The following is a 17,416-nucleotide window of genomic DNA, read 5'->3' as shown; positions in this document are numbered from 1 at the left end:
AAGCACGGGGCGCAGCCCCGGCTTTTCAGGGGCGCGGGGAACTGCGCGATCAGCCCCCACCTACCCGCACCCGGCGACGAAACAGGCACCCCCCACCCCCTCACGCCGCCTTTCGCTGCACGTACTCCTCGATCTGCACCATCGGCGGCCTCTCCTCCAGGTCCACCGAATACGTGCGCGGCTCGAACCCCTCCCGCCCCCGCTCGAACTGCGTCAGCACCGGCCGGATCAGGTGCCCCCGCGCCAGCCGCAGCTGAGCCGTGCGGTAGATCGCCGCGGACATACGGCCCAGCGCCGCCCCGTCCTGGTGGCGGTGTTTGCGGACGCCCACGTCGACCTGGGCCAGCGCGTCGAGGCCGACCAGGTGGAGCGCGTCGACCAGCATGCCCAGCTCGATGCCGTAGCCCACCGGGAACGGCAGCCGCTCCAGGAGCGAGCGCCGTGCCGCGTACTCGCCGCCGAGCGGCTGGACGAAGCCGGCCAGCTGGGGCCAGTGCATGTTGAGGAGGGGGCGGGCCATGAGTTCGGTCACACGGCCGCCCTGCCCGGCGGCCGAGCCAAGGGGCCGGTCGTACATCGCCTTGACGAGGTCGACACCGGGATCGGTGAGCAGCGGGCCGACGATCCCGGAGACGAAGTCCGACGAGAACTCCCTGAGGTCCGCGTCGATGAAGCAGACGATGTCGCCGGACGTCACCATCAGCGACCGCCACAGCACCTCGCCCTTGCCGGGCACGGCCGGGATACGGGGCAGGATCGCGTCGCGGTGGACGACCCGCGCCCCGGCGGCGGCCGCGACCTGCGAGGTCCGGTCCGTCGAGCCGGAGTCGACGACCACGATCTCGTCGACGAGCGGGACCTGCCGCATGAGGTCATGGCGGATGATCGCGACGATGTCGCCGACCGTCTCCTCCTCGTTCAGCGCGGGCAGGACGACGCTGACCGTCTGTCCCGTGGCTCGTTTCGCGGCCATGATCCGGTGGAGCGGGCGGTCGGCCATGGACCAGGAGCGGGTGTTCAGCCAGCGCTCGACTTCCTTCAGCACAGTGCGCGGCTCCTCTGCGTTCATCTCGCGGTTCGGACGGCTCTCTCAACTGTCCTGGCCTTCGGTTACAGTCTTGGACAACGCTGGTGACCATCGCATGTCGCGGCTCGTCGGCGTATACAACCAAATACCGCTCATCCAGAGGGGCAGAGGGATACGGCCCGATGAAGCCCCGGCAACCCTCCAGCCGGTCTCGTAGTGATCACTGTCGATCGCGTCGCGAGGCTCCCGGCTAGGGAAGGTGCCAAATCCGTCTCACGGCGAAGTGCGTCGTGAGGAAGATGAGGAGAAAGGGCCTCGCCTCCATGGCTGCGCAGACTGTTGCAAGCACCACCGAATCCTCCGCCTCCACGGGTTCCACGGTAGACCTCGGCCCCGCCGCCGCGCTGAGCTGTCGTGAGTGCGGTCACCGCGTCCCCCTCGGACCGGTCTTCGCCTGCGAGGAGTGTTTCGGGCCCCTCGAGATCGCGTACGACTACTCCGCCTACGAGACGGAGGAGCTGCGGAAGACGATCGAGTCCGGGCCCGCGAACATCTGGCGTTACGCGCCCCTGCTGCCCGTTCCGGCCGACGTCGCCGACAAGCCGAACATCAACCCCGGCTGGACCCAGCTCGTCAAGGCCGACAACCTGGCCGCCGCGCTCGGTGTCGACGCCGGCAAGCTCTTCGTCAAGGACGACTCCGGCAACCCGACGCACTCCTTCAAGGACCGCGTCGTCGCCCAGGCCCTGGAGGCGGCCCGCGCCTTCGGCTTCACCACCCTCTCCTGCTCCTCCACGGGCAACCTGGCCGGTGCCGTCGGCGCCGCCGCCGCCCGCGCCGGCTTCCGGTCCTGTGTGTTCATCCCGCACGACCTGGAGCAGGGCAAGGTCGTCATGGCCGCGGTGTACGGCGGCGAGCTCGTCGGCATCGAGGGCAACTACGACGACGTGAACCGCTTCTGCTCCGAGCTGATCGGCGACCCGGCCGGCGAGGGCTGGGGCTTCGTGAACGTCAACCTGCGGCCGTACTACGCGGAGGGCTCCAAGACCCTCGCGTACGAGATCTGCGAGCAGCTCGGCTGGCGGCTCCCGGACCAGCTGGTCGTGCCGATCGCCTCCGGGTCGCAGCTCACGAAGATCGACAAGGGGCTGCAGGAGCTGATCAAGCTCGGGCTCGTCGAGGACAAGCCGTACAAGATCTTCGGTGCGCAGGCCGAGGGGTGCTCGCCGGTGTCGGTGGCCTTCAAGGCCGGGCACGACGTGGTGCGCCCCCAGAAGCCGAACACCATCGCCAAGTCGCTCGCGATCGGCAACCCGGCGGACGGGCCGTATGTGCTGGACATCGCGCGGCGGACCGGTGGGGCCGTGGAGGACGTCACGGACGAGCAGGTCGTCGAGGCGATCAAGCTGCTCGCGCGGACCGAGGGGATCTTCGCGGAGACCGCCGGTGGGGTGACCGTGGGTGTGACGAAGAAGCTGATCGAGGACGGGCTGCTGGACCCGACGCTCACCACGGTCGTGCTCAACACCGGTGACGGTCTCAAGACGCTGGACGCGGTGGCCGGTACCGGGCTGACCGCGACCATTCGGCCCAGCCTTGATTCGTTCCGTGAGGCCGGTCTTGTGTAAGGGCTGGTAGTCGTTCGTCTGCGGGGCTGTGGGGGCTGGTCGCGCCCGCGCGGCGGTAGCCGCATATCCAGTACAGCCCCGCGCCCCTTAAAAGCATCAGCTGACCGGAGGTCCCATCGTGAGCGTCAACGTCCGCATCCCCACCATCCTTCGCACCTACACCGGTGGGCAGGCCGAGGTGAGTGCCGAGGGTGCCACCCTCGGGGAGGTCATCGCCGATCTGGAGAAGAACCACAACGGGATCGCCGCCCGGGTTCTGGACGACCAGGGCAAGTTGCGGCGGTTCGTGAATGTGTACGTGAATGACGACGATGTCCGGTTCGAGCAGGGGCTGGAGACGGCCACGCCGGACGGTGCGGGTGTGTCGATCATTCCCGCGGTCGCCGGTGGCTGACCGCCGCTCCGTACCGGTCGGTAGTAACCGTCGGTAACTTCGATTACCGAGAGTTCATCGAATTGCCCCCTCCGTGAGAGAAGCGGAGGGGGCAATTCTCTATGGTTGAGCACTGTAGAGTTGGGGAACCCGGTCCGATCACCGTAGTGATTCCTTGCCGGGCGCATATGTGATCGCGCCGCACGCCCTATATGAAGTAGCCAAAGTGGGCATGCCTTTTGCGCATTTCGTTCCCTTTGTGGGGCCCGACTTGCCCTGAATTCGGGCGAATTGTTCGTACATTCCCGACCGGTCGTGTCCAGAATTCTCGTCCGATTGACCTGTTGCAGAGGGCAGTTGGACAGATACATTCGGCCGCGGTCGACGCGTTCCGGCGCACACCCCCAACCGTTGGGGGGTGAGGTCTGACCCGGATCCGCGAAGTGCGGATCTGTGCAAGGGCCAGTAATAGGGGAGTTAGGCATGGCTCAGGGCACCGTCAAGTGGTTCAACGCGGAGAAGGGGTACGGCTTCATCGCGGTCGACGGTGGTGCGGATGTATTCGTCCACTACAGCGCGATCCAGATGGACGGTTACCGCACCCTGGAAGAGGGCCAGCGGGTCGAGTTCGAGATCTCGCAGGGTCAGAAGGGGCCGCAGGCGGACATGGTCCGACTCGCGGCCGGCTGAAGTAACGCGCCGGGTTCCACGCAGCGACGTTCTTCGTTCTTCATAGGAGGGCTCGCACCCCGCACCGGGGTGCGAGCCCTCTTGTGTGCCCGGCCGGAGGGCTGCCGACGGGGGCGCGCGGGTGCGTTCACCTGCGGATCATCGAGAGCCGCTTGCACTCGACCATGCCGAGTGCTAATCATTGGCGTTAGCACTCTGAAGGTGAGAGTGACAACGAAGGACCGGGTCGGTGAGGCCCGCAGGCCGGGTGGGGCAAGGAACCACGAGGCAGGCGAGCCGTCCGTCGCGGGCGCGGGCGCGGTCCGAAGGAATCACCCCCAGTCCTGGAGGGACCACTTCACATGGCCAAGATCATCGCGTTCGACGAGGAGGCGCGGCGCGGCCTCGAGCGCGGCATGAACCAGCTCGCGGACGCCGTCAAGGTGACGCTCGGCCCCAAGGGCCGGAACGTCGTCCTCGAGAAGAAGTGGGGCGCCCCCACGATCACCAACGATGGTGTCTCCATCGCCAAGGAGATCGAGCTCGAGGACCCGTACGAGAAGATCGGCGCCGAGCTGGTCAAGGAAGTCGCCAAGAAGACGGACGACGTCGCCGGTGACGGTACGACCACCGCGACCGTTCTCGCCCAGGCCCTGGTCAGGGAAGGCCTGCGCAACGTAGCCGCCGGCGCCAACCCGATGGCCCTCAAGCGCGGCATCGAGAAGGCCGTCGAGGCCGTCTCCGGTGCGCTGCTCGACCAGGCCAAGGAGGTCGAGACCAAGGAGCAGATCGCCTCCACCGCCTCCATCTCCGCCGCCGACACCCAGATCGGCGAGCTCATCGCCGAGGCCATGGACAAGGTCGGCAAGGAAGGCGTCATCACCGTCGAGGAGTCGCAGACCTTCGGTCTGGAGCTCGAGCTCACCGAGGGCATGCGCTTCGACAAGGGCTACATCTCGGCGTACTTCGCGACCGACATGGAGCGCATGGAGGCGGTCCTGGAGGACCCCTACATCCTCATCGCCAACTCCAAGGTCACCAACGTCAAGGACCTGCTCCCGCTCCTGGAGAAGGTCATGCAGGGCGGCAAGCCGCTGCTGATCATCGCCGAGGACGTCGAGGGCGAGGCCCTGTCGACCCTGGTCGTCAACAAGATCCGTGGCACCTTCAAGTCCGTCGCCGTCAAGGCCCCGGGCTTCGGTGACCGCCGCAAGGCCATGCTCGGCGACATCGCCATCCTCACGGGCGGCGAGGTCATCTCCGAGGAGGTCGGCCTCAAGCTGGAGAACGCGACCCTGGACCTCCTGGGCCGCGCCCGCAAGGTCGTCATCACCAAGGACGAGACCACCATCGTCGACGGTGCCGGTGACACCGACCAGGTCCAGGGCCGGGTCAACCAGATCCGCGCCGAGATCGAGAACAGCGACTCGGACTACGACCGCGAGAAGCTCCAGGAGCGCCTGGCGAAGCTCGCGGGCGGCGTGGCCGTCATCAAGGCCGGTGCCGCGACCGAGGTGGAGCTCAAGGAGCGCAAGCACCGCATCGAGGACGCCGTTCGCAACGCGAAGGCGGCCGTCGAGGAGGGCATCGTCGCCGGTGGTGGCGTGGCCCTGCTCCAGGCCTCCACGGTCTTCGAGAAGCTGGACCTGGAGGGTGACGAGGCGACCGGCGCCAACGCCGTGAAGCTCGCCCTGGAGGCCCCGCTCAAGCAGATCGCCGTCAACGGTGGCCTTGAGGGTGGCGTCATCGTCGAGAAGGTGCGCAACCTTCCCGTCGGCCACGGCCTGAACGCCGCGACCGGTGAGTACGTCGACATGATCGCCGAGGGCATCATCGACCCGGCGAAGGTGACCCGCTCTGCCCTGCAGAACGCCGCCTCCATCGCCGCGCTCTTCCTCACCACCGAGGCCGTCATCGCCGACAAGCCGGAGAAGGCCGCCGCGCCCGCCGGCGGCGGCATGCCGGGCGGTGACATGGACTTCTGATCGACCCCGGTCGATCACCGTCCTTCAGTACCGAGGGCGGCACCCCCTGGACGCAGGGGGTGCCGCCCTCGGGCGTGTCCGGGGTCACAGCGGGCGGGGGTGTGGGGGTGGAATTCCGGGGCGGGAGGGGCGGTTGTGCGAGAAGGCATCGCTATATGCGTGCGCATGGAATGCATCCTGCTCTCGTCTCCCCTTTCTCAGGAGTCCCCACGTGACCACCGCTTCCACCGCCCCCACCACTGGTTCCACCTCCCGTGCCGCCGAGGTGCTGTCCCGGCCCGTCACGATCAACGGGCTGACCATCCCCAACCGGATCGCGATGGCGCCCATGACGCGGACGTTCTCGCCCGGTGGGGTGCCGGGGGCGGATGTGGCCTCGTACTACGGGCGGCGGGCCGCCGCGGGCGTCGGCCTGATCGTGACCGAGGGGACGTATGTCGGGCACGAGACGGCGGGGGATCTCGACCGGGTGCCCAGGTTCGCCGGTGAGGAGCAGCTCGCGGGGTGGGCGAAGGTCGTGGAGGCCGTGCACGCCGGGGGCGGCACGATCGTGCCGCAGCTGTGGCACATCGGGACCGTCCGGCAGCAGGGCAAGCTCTTCCCCGAGGCGCCCGTGTTCGGCCCCTCCGGGCTGCGGGTCGACGGCACCCCGGCCGAGGGCGGCCGGGCCATGACCCAGGCCGACATCGACGAGGTCATCGCGGCCTTCGCCAAGTCCGCCGCCGAGGCCGAGCGCATCGGCATGGACGGCGTCGAGATCCACGGCGCCCACGGCTACCTCGTCGACCAGTTCCTCTGGGAGCGCACCAACCGCCGTACGGACGCCTACGGCGGTGACCCGGTCGCCCGGACGAAGTTCGCGGCGGAGATCGTGGCCGCCGTACGGGACTCCGTGTCCGCCGACTTCCCCGTCATCTTCCGCTACTCGCAGTGGAAGCAGGAGGCGTACGACGCGCGCCTCGCCGAGACGCCCAAGGAGCTGGAGGCGGTGCTGAGTCCGCTGGTGGCGGCCGGGGTCGACGCCTTCCACGCGTCCACGCGCCGTTACTGGCAGGCGGAGTTCGAGGGTTCCGAGCTGAACCTCGCGGGCTGGACGAAGAAGCTCACCGGCAAGCCCACCATCACGGTCGGCTCGGTCGGTCTGGACGGGGAGTTCCTCGCCGCGTTCACCGGCGAGGCGGCGACGACGAAGGGGATCGACGACCTGCTGGACGGTCTGGAGGCCGAGGAGTTCGACCTCGTCGCCGTGGGCCGTGCGCTGCTCCAGGACCCCGAGTGGGCGGCGAAGGTGCTCGGCGGCCGCTTCGACGAGCTGAAGACGTTCGAGCCGTCGGCGTTGGGTTCGCTCAGCTGAGGTTCGCTCGGCTGAAGTTCGCTCGGTCGAGGGCCGTTCGGTCGTGGTTCGCTCGGCCGAGTTGCCGCTGAGCGGTTGTAGGGTCGTGCGCACAGCGCCATCGGCGCCCCAACTCCGGTGATTCATCCGGTAGTTGGGGCGCCGATTTGCTGATGATCGCACTACCTCCCCCCACCTCCTCCGTGAATCGGGCAGGACTCCCCATGGCACGACGCAAGCTCGCTCCCCCACTCGCCCTCGCCCTCGCCGCTGGTCTCGGCGTGGCTGCCACGGCCGGTACCGGTGACACCGTCGTCGAGACCGTGTTCGCCCCGGCCGCCACCGCCGACGTGGCGCCGGCCGTCACCTACGACACCGCGCTGGTGCCGGTCGCCGGGCGGGTGCAGGTCAAGGAGGAGCTGCGGCGCGACGGCGGTACACGGATCGAGCTGCGGCTGCGGGACCTCGCCGCGAACCGTGTCTACGGCGCCCACGTCCACACCAAGCCCTGCGGCGAGCTGCCCGCCGACGCCGGGCCGCACTACCAGGACGAGCTGGACCCGAAGCAGCCGTCCGTCGACCCCGCGTACGCCAACCCCGAGAACGAGGTGTGGCTGGACGTGCGGACGAACGAGGACGGTTCGGCGCGTTCGATCGCCACCGTCGACTGGCGGTTCCGGGACGGCGGGGCCCGTTCGGTGGTCCTGCACGCGGCGGCCACCTCCACGCACGAGGGGCACGCGGGGACGGCCGGGGCGCGGCTGGCCTGCGTGAACGTGCCGTTCAAGTAGGAGTCCCGGGTCGGCGACCCACGGTGCTGACATCCGGGGAACGGCCCCGGGAACTCACGGGTGCGGACGTCAGTTGGTTGATTTAGGCAAGCTTGTGGTTCGAGTGAGCCGGGCAACCGCTTCCGCACCCGTGAGGAGTCGACGCATGACCTCAGCCGATGGACTAGTCGTACGCACCGTGGCCGGTGCCGTGCGCGGGCGGGAGGAGGGCGGGCTCACCGTCTTCCGGGGGATCCCGTTCGCCGAACCGCCGGTGGGGGAGGCCCGGTTCGGCGCGCCCCGGCCCGCGCCGGCCTGGGAGGGGACCCGGGAGGCGTACGCCTTCGGCCCGCCGCCCCCGCAGGAGTCGGGCTTCCAGGGTCGTACGGGCACGCTGGACGTGCCCGCGGGCGCGGCGGGCGACGACTGGCTGACCGTCAACGTGTGGACACCCGAGGCGGATCCGGCCGCACGCCGACCGGTGATGGTGTGGATCTACGGCGGTGCCTACAAGCTCGGCCAATCCGGCAGCCCCGGTTACGACGCGCGGCACCTCGCGCGCGCCGGCGATCTGGTCGTCGTCAGCTTCAACTACCGCGTCGGCATCGAGGGCTTCGCGAGCTTCGACGGGGCGCCCGCGAACCGGGGCCTGCTGGACCAGGTCGCCGCGCTGGAGTGGGTGCGGGACAACATCACGGCGTTCGGCGGGGACCCTGGGCAGGTCACGGTCTTCGGGGAGTCGGCGGGTGCCGGGTCCGCCGCCTCGCTGCTGGCCATGCCGAGGGCCCGGGGTCTGTTCCGGCGGGCCATCGCGCAGAGCGTGCCCGGCACCTTCTTCTCCGACGAACTCGCCCGGGACATCGCGGCCGAGATAGCCGAGGAGGCGGGCCTGCCGCCGACGGCCGACGCCCTGTCCGCCGTCGACCCGCGTGAACTCACGGCGGCGGGTGAGGCGTTGGGGGCGCGGATGGGGAAGTACGAGGACCGGTGGGGCCAGGTCGCCCCCACGGTCACGCCCTTCTCGCCGGTCGTCGACGGCGAGGTGCTGCCGTGCACCCCCTGGGAGGCGCTGGCGGCCGGCGCGGCCCGGGACGTGGAACTGATGGCCGGGCACAACCGGGACGAGTTCCAGCTGTTCCTCGTCCTCGGCGGTCAGCTCGACAAGATCGGCGAGGACCGGGCGGAGTGGGCGCTGCGTACGTTCGCGCCGGGCCCGGACGGCGCGCGCGCCTATCGCGCGGTCTACCCGGACGCCACGCCGAGCGCGCTCTACGCCCGCGTGCAGACGGACTGGCTGTTCAACATGCCCACCCTGCGACTGGCCGAGGCGCAGGTCGCGGGCGGCGGCCGGGCGCACCTCTACGAGCTGACCTGGCCGGCCCCGGGCTACGGGGGTGCGCTCGGCGCGTGCCACGGCCTGGACATCCCGCTGCTGTTCGGCACGTACGAGGCGGACCTCGGGCAGCTGCTGTTCGCGGGCAGCGGGGTCCCGCCGGAGGCCAGGGCGCTGACCGACCGTTTCCAGACGTCGTGGACGGCGTTCGCGCGGACGGGGGAGCCGGGCTGGCCGGCGTACGACGGGAGGGACGGCGGTCGGCTGACGCAGGTGCTGGATGTGGAGCCGGAGGTGAGGCCGTACCCGGAGGAGGCCTCGCGGCGGCTGTGGGAAGGGCACGAGTTCAGGGCGCTGCCGCTGCTGCGATGAGTGTGCGGTGTCGGGGTGCGGCGGTCAGTCGGCGTAGTCCTTGAGCTTCTGTGCTTGCCGTTGCCGGTGCATCGCCGCGCGGATCTCCGCCGCGCGGGAGTGGATCGTGGAGGAGGAAAGGGGCGCGTTGGGGTGGCGGGCCGGAGTGCGTTCGCCTCGGCAGGCGCCGCAGACGCCGCCCGGTAGGGCTTCCGGGCGGCCCGGGGTGCGGCAGTGGGCGCATTCCAGCATGCGGAGGGGAGTGGGTGCGGGTGCCGGTTCGGGTGTCGGTACGGGCTCTGGGGGGAGTTTGTCGCGTAGGCGGGTGCGGATGAGGGCGGCCGGGCTGTGGACGGGGGTGGGGAGGCCGCTGGTGAGGGCCCGGCGTACGGATTCGTCCGTGGCGCCGCGCTCGAACCACGGCATCAGGAGCGGGGCCAGAGCCGCGCAGTCGGCCTGGGAGAGGGACAGGGCCGGGGCCGTACGGCCGAGGGCGGCGAGCAGGATGTGGGCGCGGGAGCGGGTGGGGCGGGCTCGGTCCGGCTCCTCTTCGGGTACGTCACCCCGGGTGAACCTCGCCCACCAGGTGTCGTCGCGCGCGGTACGGGAGAACCACGTTCGGGTGATCCACTGCGCCGTACCCGACTTGGTCGTCAGGTGCTCGCGGCCCCGGCGCAAGTGACCCGCGTCCTGGATCCTGTTGAGGGCCGTGCGCAGGGCACATTGGCCGTACGGCAGCTCCTTGGCCAGCGTCTTCACGCTGATGTCGGCGCCGTCGGGGAGGCGGTCGATGTACGCGGCGATCGCTGCCTCGCGGGGTGGGAGGGCGGCGAAGTCGTGGGCCGTGCGCGGGTGTTGGCCGGGGGTGGCTCGCTTGCCGTAGCCGGGGGAGGCCATGGGATGGGGGCGCGGAGGGTGCGGGTCCGCGTGCGCGGGCAGGGAGGCGGCACTAGAGTTGGCAACAGCCATGGGGATCGAACTCCGAGTTTCTTCGATCTCGTAGGTCAAGCCCCCGCAGGTGTTGGTAGCACCTGGCGGGGGCTGTTTCGTCTGCGGGCACCGTATCAGCATCGTCACGGTGCGTGGCAACTCGAACGCGTGCCGTCAACTTGCCGGGTGGGAGGGTGGGTTGAGGCCCATTCCCATTCCAAAAAGGAGCACTCGGGGCTGATGGCTTGAGCTTCGGGGCCGGCTTCGTCCGGGTGTCAGCCCATGCTCTTCGACCCGTCCAGGGACTCCCGGATGATGTCCGCGTGACCGGCGTGCTGCGCGGTCTCGGCGGCGATGTGCAGCAGCACCCTGCGGGCCGACCAGCTCGCCTCCCCCTCGAACCACGGGGCCTTCGGCAGCGGGTGCGACGCGTTCAGATCGGGCAGCGTGGCCACGAGTTCGTCGGTCCGGTCGGCCACCTCGGCGTAGTCCGCGAGCACGCCGGCCAGCGTCTCGCCGGGCAGCATGCGGAACTCGTCGGCGCGCTTGGCCCAGTCGGCCTCGGTCATGGCGGTGAAGTCGGGCATCGTCGAGGGGCCGTCCACGATGAACGCCGCCCAGTTCCGTTCCACCGACGTGACGTGTTTGATCAGGCCGCCGAGACAGAGTTCGCTGGCCGTGGTGCGCTGTCCGGCCTGCTCGTCGGTGAGGTCACGGGTGGTGAAGCGGAGGAAGTGGCGCTGCTTGGCGAGGGTTTCCAGCAGGTCGGCGCGCTCGCCGGTGGGCAGGGTGGGGGCGGGGGTGTGCGTCGTTGTGTTCATGCCCCCACAGTAGGAATCATGTAGGTCAGATCCTGACCTCCTCGCGGGTCAGTCGCGCTTCAGTTCCTCGATGAACAGGGACCAACTCTCCGCCCGGAACACGAGCTTCGGGCCGTGGGGGGTCTTGGAGTCGCGCACGGGGATGTGGGTGGGGTGGGCGAGGGTGACTTCGAGGCAGTTGCCGCCGTCGCCGCCGCTGTAGCTCGACTTGTGCCAGCGGGCAACCTCCAGGCAGTTGCCGCCACTGCCGCCGCTGTAGCTGGACTTGTGCCAGATGGCCGAGCCCAGGTCGTACTCAGGAATGCTCCTCATGCGCATAATCCTGGGCCATCGATTCGAGCATGACCAGGGAGTTCTCTGGCGGCAGCGCGGCGGCCGCGAGGAACTCGAAGGTGCGCCGCTGATAGCGGACAGTGGCGGGGTCATCTTCCAGGCGGCCGGTGCCGACACCCTCGTAGTAGACGAGCGGGGGCGCCTCCGTGAAGTCCATCAACTTGATGGAGCCCTCCATCGACGCGTGGGCACCGGAGCTGAACGGCAGCACCTGCACGATCGCCCGGCTCTGATGGATCATCCCGGCGATGTGGCGTAGGGCCTCGGCCATCACCTTGGGCCCGCCCGTGGTGCGACGCAACGCGGCCTCGTCCAGGACCACCCACAACAAAGGATCTGCTGGGTCGTCGAGAATGTGAACGCGCTCCACTCTGGCCGCCACCAGCTCGTTGATCACCTTCTGCGGTGCCGTCGGCTGGTACGCGCGGAACACGGCCCGTGCGTACTCCGCTGTCTGGAGCAACCCGGGGATCAGCAGCGGCGCATACTCCCTGATCTCGGTGGCCTCCGCCTCCGCGTCCGCCGCTTCCGCGAAGTGTTCCGGGTACTTGGACTTGGCGGTGGCCTGGCAGTTTCGTAGGAAGAAGTCCCCCGTGTCCAGGGCAACATCGATGAGGCGGGCGATCTCCGGCTGTAACCGCCGTACCGCCGCCTCCAGTTGCCCCACGAACGACCCGCTCACGAACAACTGCATGCCCAGCTCCTCCTGGCTGAGCCCCGCCCGTTCCCGCGCGTGGCGCAGCTCGGCGCCCAGCATCGCTCGCGGTGATGACGACGGGTCGAGATCCTTCGGTCCGGGCATGGCCCTTGCTCCCTGTCCAGCAGTCCCCCTGTTGGGGCGTCGTATCTGGCCAGGTTAGGGCGGTGTCGGACACGCTGTGTGGTGAATCGGGAACCCAGCGTGGAGGAATGGGCGACGTGAAGAACAGAGCGGTGAACGGGCGGCGGCGCCGCAACTCCGCGTTCTCGACCGAGGACGCCGTGGAGCAGCTCGACCAGGCCCTGCGCGGTGTCGGGATCATCCTGCCGTCCCTGCGCGTCGACCCGATCACCGGCGCCAGTGAACTGCCGTACCCGCTGGTCGAGTTGGGCCGCTGCAACCTCCAGGTCGCCGCCAAGCTCGCCGCCGTGCTGCGCAAGGCGGCCGAGACGTGACCGCCCCGCAGGGCTCGCGGTCGTACGCCGTGGACGTACGGGACGGGCGGCTCGGTGAGGTGATGGGGCGCGAGGGTGGTTACGTGCAGTTGCGGCCGGTTGAGGGCGGGCGCGAGTGGGACTGCCCGCCGGGGTCGCTGCGCGAGGCCACGCCGGGGGAGGTGCTGCGGGCCCGGGTGCGGCGGGTCAACGCGGAGGGACGGCTGCCGTGTTGAGCGCTTGGTGGCGATCGGGGCGAAGGCGTCCCTCTCGCTGGGTGCCCATGACCCGCCGCCTCACCCGCCGGCCGTCAGAACGGCTCATTTCTCAGACGCAGATCACGATCTTTCCGCGTGTACGTCCGCGCTCGGCGTGCGCGTGGGCGTCGGCGATCCGCTCCAGGAGGTAGGTCTGTTCGATACGGGGTGTGTAGCGGCCTTGCCGGCCCAGTTCCGCGGCGGCGGACAGGAGGGTGGAGTCGTTCTCCGCGTTGACCACATGCGTGCCCAGGCGCTGCCCGCCTGCGTGGTCGGCGACCGTCGCGACGCGTGTCGGGTCGCCCGTGATCGCGACGAGGTCGTCCAGGGATCCGGAGGCCGCGGTGTCGAGCGCGATGTCGACGCCGTGCGGAGCGAGAGCGGAGAGGCGCTGCGCGAGGTCGGGGCCGTAGGTGGTGGGAACGGCGCCGAGAGAGGTGAGGAACTCGTGGTTGCGTTCGCTGGCCGTCCCGATCACGGTGGCACCTTGTGCCACGGCTATCTCGACTGCCGCGCTGCCCACGCCCCCGGCGGCGCCCTCGACGAGAAGGGTGCGCCCCGCCAGGGAGCCGAGCGCGTTCAGGCCGCGCATCGCGGTCACGGACGCGAGACCGGCGCCCGCGGCCTGCTCATCGTTCCATGTGTCGGGGGCGTGGGCCCAGGCCGAGAGGATGACCAGCTCCGCGGTCGCGCCGGTGACACCGCCCAGCCCGAAAACGCGGTCGCCGATGCTCACCCCCTGCACTCCGTCACCGATTTCGTCGACCACGCCGACGGCGTCGCGCCCGGGAATGGCGGGCAGCTCCAGGGGAATCACCTGGCTCAGGATGCCGGCGCGCAGCTTCCAGTCGATGGGATTGACGCCGGCCGCCGCGACGCGGACCCGGATCTCACCGGGTCCCGGGTGGGGGTCGGGGGCCTGCTCGATCACCAGGCTCTCCGCTCCGCCGTATGCATGGAAGCGGGCTGCGCGCATAATGTCCTGCCTTACCTTGTAGATCGAAATGAGGGTGTTCGTTCGACGTCCGTCGACGGTCCTGTCCGTCCTCGGAATACGTCCCGCTGAACCGACGCTTCGGAAGATATCCAGAAGGTCGGTCACCAACTGGATACCAAGACCTGGGACGGGAGACCCTCAATGACGCAACGGCCCCCGCTGCCGGCCGACTTGTTCGACGAGCTGTGCCCGTCCCCGCTGCTGCCTTTCCGCTTCGGTGACAAATGGGCATCCATGGTTCTCCGCTGCCTGGACGACGGCCCGCGCAGATACTCCGAACTCCGCGTACCACTGAGTCGCGTCAGCCCGAAGGCGCTCACCCAGTCGCTCCGCGGCTTGGAGCGGAACGGGTTCGTGTCACGCACCGTGCACGCCGACCCGAAACTGCGGGTGGAGTACGCGCTGACACCGCTGGGCCGCAGCACGCTGGAGCCGTTGGCCGCCGCGTGCCGATGGGCGACCGAGCACTGGGACGAGCTGCTCGACGCCCACGAGGGCGGCATCTCTCCATCGGCAGACACGAACCTGCGTTGACGCGTGCCGCACCGGGCACGGCGGAGATCTCCGGCGGGTTCACCCGCCGGGAGGCCGGGGAACTCGCGGCGGGGAGGTCCGGTCAGACGTTCCCCAGCGGTTCGATGTCCACGCGGACCGGCTCGCCCCAGATGCGGGTCACGTCGTAGTCGGTGAATTCCTGGACCAGGCGGTAGGCGATGGCGGGGCGGGGGCCGCGGCGCTGGGCGGCGAGGTAGAGCTCGGCCTCGCGGCGGTCGCGGCGGGGGGTGCCGCAGAGCTGCCAGACCTGGCCGTTCCACGCTTCCGGGAGCCAGCGCTGCTGGGGTTCGGGGCGGTCGTCCCGTACGCCGTAGCGGGAGGGGGCCGGGGTGGCGGGGCCGGTGGGGCGGGGCGGGCCGTAGCTGTCGTTCAGCTGGGTGCGGCGGGCGGCTCGGCGGCGGGTCTCGCAGAGCAGGCAGCGGTCGGGGGCCTCCTCGTCCACCGGGCCGTTCGGGTGCTCGGCGCAGCGGGTGGTGGGGGCGGCCGTCGTGACCGTCTCGTCCAGCAGCTCCAGAGCTCGCTTGATGTCGGCCTTGACCTCGTGGAGGCGGGCGTCGGGGGTGTCGGCGGTCAGCGCCTCACCGTGCTCCCCGAGGACACGCAGGGCGCGGCCGAGGGCAGTGAGCTGGGCGTGGTTCACGGGCTCGGTCCTTCCCGGGGGACATGGGTGACGTCAGTAGTCCCACCACCGTGCCACACACCACTGACAGTCCCCCCGGGTGCCCGGGGCCTCAGGCGCTTCTCACCGCGTCGCCGCTGCCAGGGCTGCGCGGAGGTGGCCCTCGTTCTCTGTCAGGAGGCGGGTGGCCGTGGGGGCGTCGACGCCGCTCAGGATGGTGAGGATGGCGTTCTTGACCTGGCCGTTCGAGGTGGTCAGGGCCTTTTCGATCTCGTCGTCCGTGGCGCCGGTGGCGAGGGCGACGATGCGGTGGGAGCGGGCGCGGAGTTTGTCGTTGGTGGCCCGGACGTCGACCATCAGGTTTCCGTAGGTCTTGCCGAGGCGGATCATGGTGATCGTCGAGAGCATGTTGAGGACGAGCTTCTGGGCCGTGCCCGCCTTGAGCCGGGTCGAGCCGGTGACCAGCTCGGGCCCGACGACGATTTCGATGCCGTGGTCGGCCGCCGCCGCGAGTGCGCTGGCCGCGTTGCAGGACAGGCCGACGGTGAGCGCGCCGGCGGCGCGGGCGTGTTCCACGGCGCCCACCGCGTACGGGGTGCGCCCCGAGGCCGAGACGCCCACCACCGTGTCGTCGGGCGTCAGGGCGAGCGCGTCGAGGTCGGTCCGGGCCAGCTCCGCCGAGTCCTCCGCGCCCTCGATCGAGGTGACCATGGCCTCGCGGCCGCCCGCGATCAGGCCCACGACCTGGGTCGGGGCCGTATTGAACGTCGGCGGGCACTCGGACGCGTCCAGCACGCCCAGGCGGCCCGCCGTTCCCGCGCCCGCGTAGATCAGCCGGCCGCCTCGGCCCATGCGCTCCGCGATCGCGTCGATCGCGGCGGCGATCAGCGGCAACTGCGCGGCGACGGCCGTCGGCACCGCCGCGTCCTCGGTGTTCATCAGCTTCGCGATGTCGAGCGTCGGAAGCTGATCGATGTCAGCGAGCTCCGGCCGGAACGCCTCGGTCGTCAACGACTCCAACTCGGCGCGGACGGCGAGGTGGTTGGGGAGAGCGAGAGCTGCGGGGAGGGCGGAGGTGCTGGGGAGGCCGGAGGAGTCGGGGAGGCCGGAGGAGTCGGGGAGGCCGGGGGAGTCGGGGGAGCCGGGCAGGTCGGAGGGGTCCGGAAGGCCGGGGGTGTGGGGGAGGCCGGAGGAGTCGGGGAGGCCGGAGGCGTTGGGGCAGATGGGGGGCATGGGGACTCATTCCGTGCGGGGTGGAGCGGGTGTGCCTTCGGGGCGGGTGCCGTGGTGAGCCGGGCTGTCGCGACGGTGGTGCCGCGGCGGTCGGGCGGCTACCGCGACGGGCCCCCCGTCCTGTGTCGGTGGGCCAGCGCCTCGTACGACGCCGACAGGGCCGGGGCCGCCGACTCGTACGTTCGTTGGGCCACTCCTACGAACAGGCAGTCCACGACCAGCAGTTGGCTCGTCCGGGACGACATCGCCGCCGGTCGCAGCTCGCTCTCCCGTGCCGTGGACGTCGTCAGGACGTGGTCGGCGTACTGGGACACCGGCCCGTCCGGGCGCCCGGTGATCGCCACCGTCGTGGCCCCGTGGTCGAAGGCCACCCGCAGCGGCTCGATGACGTCACCCGTCGAGCCGGAGTGGGTGATCGCCACGGCCACGTCCTTCGCGCGGAGCTGCACCGCGTTGGTGACGGCGAGGTGCGGGTCGCTGTGCGCCTGGGCTATCAGCCCTATGCGGAGCAGTTTCTGCGTGAGGTCCTGGGCGACCAGCCCGGACGCCCCGACCCCGTACACATCGATGCGCCGGGCCCCGGCGAGCGCCCCGACCGCCGCGCCGAGCTGGCCCATGTCGAGTCCGGCCGCCGTGTCCGCGAGGGTCTGCTGCTCGTCGTACGCGAGTTTGGCCACCACGTCGGGCAGCGGGTCGTCCACCGCGATGTCGGCCGTCACGGAGGGCGCGCGGCCCGACTGCTGGTGGGCGGCGAGACCGGCGAGGGCGAGGCGCAGGTCCCGGTAGCCGGGGTAGCCGAGGATGCGGGCGGTGCGGACGACCGTCGCCTCGCTGGTGCCGGTGAGTTCCGCGAGGCCGGTGACCGTGAGCGCCGCGCACGCGGCCGGGTCGTTCGCCACGGCCTCCGCGACGCGCTGCATCGAGCGGGTCATGGAGGGCGCCAGCGTCCGCACCTTCGCCGCGAGGGCGGCGGGGGCGGGCGGCGCGGCCGGGGTGGACGCCGGTGAGAAAATTTCCTTCACATCATCGCTCACTCTTGAAAGATATTTTCTGCCGGGGCGGATGGTC

19 protein-coding genes and 1 riboswitch are annotated in these 17,416 nt (G+C 70.3%); of the genes, 10 read left to right on the top strand and 9 right to left on the bottom strand.

Translation table 11 applies throughout. The features are described 5' to 3' along the window. Positions 1-100: 100 nt before the first annotated feature. Entirely contained in the window at positions 101-1,045 is a 945-nt protein-coding gene (locus PUR53_RS23040; protein WP_329899978.1) for a glucosyl-3-phosphoglycerate synthase, read from the bottom strand. 131 nt (positions 1,046-1,176) lie between these two features. Next, a riboswitch (SAM riboswitch) is annotated at positions 1,177-1,333 on the top strand. A gap of 17 nt (positions 1,334-1,350) precedes the next feature. Here PUR53_RS23040 and thrC point away from each other — a divergent pair. The 7 genes from thrC to PUR53_RS23005 all read left to right on the top strand — a co-directional run bounded on the left by thrC (position 1,351) and on the right by PUR53_RS23005 (position 9,490). Further along, the gene (gene thrC, locus PUR53_RS23035) at positions 1,351-2,655 is read left to right on the top strand and encodes a threonine synthase (protein ID WP_329899977.1); all 1,305 of its coding nucleotides are present in this window, start codon (positions 1,351-1,353) and stop codon (positions 2,653-2,655) included. A gap of 118 nt (positions 2,656-2,773) precedes the next feature. Then, positions 2,774-3,049 carry a ubiquitin-like small modifier protein 1 gene (locus PUR53_RS23030; protein WP_033525955.1) on the top strand — a complete coding sequence of 92 codons (276 nt, stop codon included), beginning with the start codon at positions 2,774-2,776 and terminating at the stop codon, positions 3,047-3,049. Between the two features lie 462 nt (positions 3,050-3,511). Further along, positions 3,512-3,718, top strand: coding sequence for a cold-shock protein (locus PUR53_RS23025; protein ID WP_005486335.1), 207 nt, complete (start codon positions 3,512-3,514; stop codon positions 3,716-3,718). A 341-nt stretch (positions 3,719-4,059) separates the two neighbouring features. Further along, a complete protein-coding gene (gene groL / locus PUR53_RS23020; RefSeq protein WP_329899976.1) occupies positions 4,060-5,682 on the top strand; it encodes a chaperonin GroEL in 1,623 nt (540 codons plus the stop codon). Between the two features lie 211 nt (positions 5,683-5,893). Continuing rightward, positions 5,894-7,036 (top strand): NADH:flavin oxidoreductase, encoded by a 1,143-nt coding sequence (locus PUR53_RS23015; protein ID WP_329899975.1) that lies wholly within the window; start codon positions 5,894-5,896, stop codon positions 7,034-7,036. 203 nt (positions 7,037-7,239) lie between these two features. Continuing rightward, a complete protein-coding gene (locus tag PUR53_RS23010) occupies positions 7,240-7,806 on the top strand; it encodes a superoxide dismutase family protein (protein ID WP_329909522.1) in 567 nt (188 codons plus the stop codon). A gap of 145 nt (positions 7,807-7,951) precedes the next feature. Then, positions 7,952-9,490, top strand: coding sequence for a carboxylesterase/lipase family protein (locus PUR53_RS23005; protein WP_329899973.1), 1,539 nt, complete (start codon positions 7,952-7,954; stop codon positions 9,488-9,490). A 24-nt stretch (positions 9,491-9,514) separates the two neighbouring features. On the opposite strand, the gene PUR53_RS23000 is transcribed toward PUR53_RS23005, so the two are convergent. From PUR53_RS23000 to PUR53_RS22985, 4 genes are all read right to left on the bottom strand, one after another. Beyond that, entirely contained in the window at positions 9,515-10,366 is an 852-nt protein-coding gene (locus tag PUR53_RS23000; protein ID WP_329909520.1) for a hypothetical protein, read from the bottom strand. Between the two features lie 308 nt (positions 10,367-10,674). After that, complete coding sequence (locus tag PUR53_RS22995; RefSeq protein WP_329899972.1) at positions 10,675-11,220, bottom strand: DinB family protein; 546 nt, start codon at positions 11,218-11,220, stop codon at positions 10,675-10,677. Between the two features lie 48 nt (positions 11,221-11,268). Further along, positions 11,269-11,532 carry a DUF397 domain-containing protein gene (locus PUR53_RS22990; protein WP_329909519.1) on the bottom strand — a complete coding sequence of 88 codons (264 nt, stop codon included), beginning with the start codon at positions 11,530-11,532 and terminating at the stop codon, positions 11,269-11,271. Continuing rightward, positions 11,516-12,355 (bottom strand): helix-turn-helix domain-containing protein, encoded by an 840-nt coding sequence (locus tag PUR53_RS22985; protein ID WP_329909518.1) that lies wholly within the window; start codon positions 12,353-12,355, stop codon positions 11,516-11,518. Before PUR53_RS22985 ends, PUR53_RS22990 begins: the two co-directional genes overlap by 17 nt. 116 nt (positions 12,356-12,471) lie before the next feature. On the opposite strand from PUR53_RS22985, the gene PUR53_RS22980 reads away from it, so the two are divergent. Together PUR53_RS22980 and PUR53_RS22975 are read left to right on the top strand one after the other, a co-directional pair. After that, a complete protein-coding gene (locus tag PUR53_RS22980) occupies positions 12,472-12,708 on the top strand; it encodes a hypothetical protein (protein WP_443078240.1) in 237 nt (78 codons plus the stop codon). Continuing rightward, positions 12,705-12,923 carry a hypothetical protein gene (locus PUR53_RS22975; protein WP_329899968.1) on the top strand — a complete coding sequence of 73 codons (219 nt, stop codon included), beginning with the start codon at positions 12,705-12,707 and terminating at the stop codon, positions 12,921-12,923. Before PUR53_RS22980 ends, PUR53_RS22975 begins: the two co-directional genes overlap by 4 nt. A 91-nt stretch (positions 12,924-13,014) precedes the next feature. On the opposite strand, the gene PUR53_RS22970 is transcribed toward PUR53_RS22975, so the two are convergent. Then, positions 13,015-13,920 carry an NADP-dependent oxidoreductase gene (locus PUR53_RS22970; protein WP_329909517.1) on the bottom strand — a complete coding sequence of 302 codons (906 nt, stop codon included), beginning with the start codon at positions 13,918-13,920 and terminating at the stop codon, positions 13,015-13,017. Between the two features lie 162 nt (positions 13,921-14,082). Between PUR53_RS22970 and PUR53_RS22965 the strand changes: the two genes are divergently transcribed. Next, positions 14,083-14,475 carry a winged helix-turn-helix transcriptional regulator gene (locus PUR53_RS22965; RefSeq protein ID WP_329899966.1) on the top strand — a complete coding sequence of 131 codons (393 nt, stop codon included), beginning with the start codon at positions 14,083-14,085 and terminating at the stop codon, positions 14,473-14,475. Between the two features lie 82 nt (positions 14,476-14,557). Here the strand turns inward: PUR53_RS22965 and PUR53_RS22960 are convergent, their stop codons facing one another. The 3 genes from PUR53_RS22960 to PUR53_RS22950 form a co-directional block, all read right to left on the bottom strand. After that, positions 14,558-15,136 carry a hypothetical protein gene (locus tag PUR53_RS22960; protein ID WP_329899965.1) on the bottom strand — a complete coding sequence of 193 codons (579 nt, stop codon included), beginning with the start codon at positions 15,134-15,136 and terminating at the stop codon, positions 14,558-14,560. 102 nt (positions 15,137-15,238) lie between these two features. Continuing rightward, complete coding sequence (murQ, locus tag PUR53_RS22955; protein WP_443080347.1) at positions 15,239-16,348, bottom strand: N-acetylmuramic acid 6-phosphate etherase; 1,110 nt, start codon at positions 16,346-16,348, stop codon at positions 15,239-15,241. 98 nt (positions 16,349-16,446) lie between these two features. Then, positions 16,447-17,382, bottom strand: a complete 936-nt coding sequence (locus tag PUR53_RS22950; protein ID WP_239755412.1) for a MurR/RpiR family transcriptional regulator — start codon at positions 17,380-17,382, stop codon at positions 16,447-16,449. Positions 17,383-17,416: the final 34 nt, after the last annotated feature.

Origin of the sequence: Streptomyces sp. SP18BB07 (genome assembly GCF_036322545.1) — a bacterium.
Taxonomy (GTDB): Bacteria; Actinomycetota; Actinomycetes; order Streptomycetales; family Streptomycetaceae; genus Streptomyces; species Streptomyces deccanensis.
Note: the sequence above shows the minus strand (reverse complement) of the source record. Positions and strands in the feature narration are given on the sequence as shown.

Coding starts and splice junctions, on each gene's coding strand:
- thrC (WP_329899977.1), top strand. CDS start 1,351: ATGGCTGCGCAGACTGTTGCAAGCACCACCGAATCCTCCGCCTCCACG.
- murQ (WP_443080347.1), bottom strand. CDS start 16,348: ATGCCCCCCATCTGCCCCAACGCCTCCGGCCTCCCCGACTCCTCCGGC.
- PUR53_RS23010 (WP_329909522.1), top strand. CDS start 7,240: ATGGCACGACGCAAGCTCGCTCCCCCACTCGCCCTCGCCCTCGCCGCT.
- PUR53_RS22965 (WP_329899966.1), top strand. CDS start 14,083: ATGACGCAACGGCCCCCGCTGCCGGCCGACTTGTTCGACGAGCTGTGC.
- PUR53_RS22995 (WP_329899972.1), bottom strand. CDS start 11,220: ATGAACACAACGACGCACACCCCCGCCCCCACCCTGCCCACCGGCGAG.
- PUR53_RS22985 (WP_329909518.1), bottom strand. CDS start 12,355: ATGCCCGGACCGAAGGATCTCGACCCGTCGTCATCACCGCGAGCGATG.
- PUR53_RS23005 (WP_329899973.1), top strand. CDS start 7,952: ATGACCTCAGCCGATGGACTAGTCGTACGCACCGTGGCCGGTGCCGTG.
- PUR53_RS22970 (WP_329909517.1), bottom strand. CDS start 13,920: ATGCGCGCAGCCCGCTTCCATGCATACGGCGGAGCGGAGAGCCTGGTG.
- PUR53_RS22990 (WP_329909519.1), bottom strand. CDS start 11,532: ATGAGGAGCATTCCTGAGTACGACCTGGGCTCGGCCATCTGGCACAAG.
- groL (WP_329899976.1), top strand. CDS start 4,060: ATGGCCAAGATCATCGCGTTCGACGAGGAGGCGCGGCGCGGCCTCGAG.
- PUR53_RS23025 (WP_005486335.1), top strand. CDS start 3,512: ATGGCTCAGGGCACCGTCAAGTGGTTCAACGCGGAGAAGGGGTACGGC.
- PUR53_RS23000 (WP_329909520.1), bottom strand. CDS start 10,366: ATGGCCTCCCCCGGCTACGGCAAGCGAGCCACCCCCGGCCAACACCCG.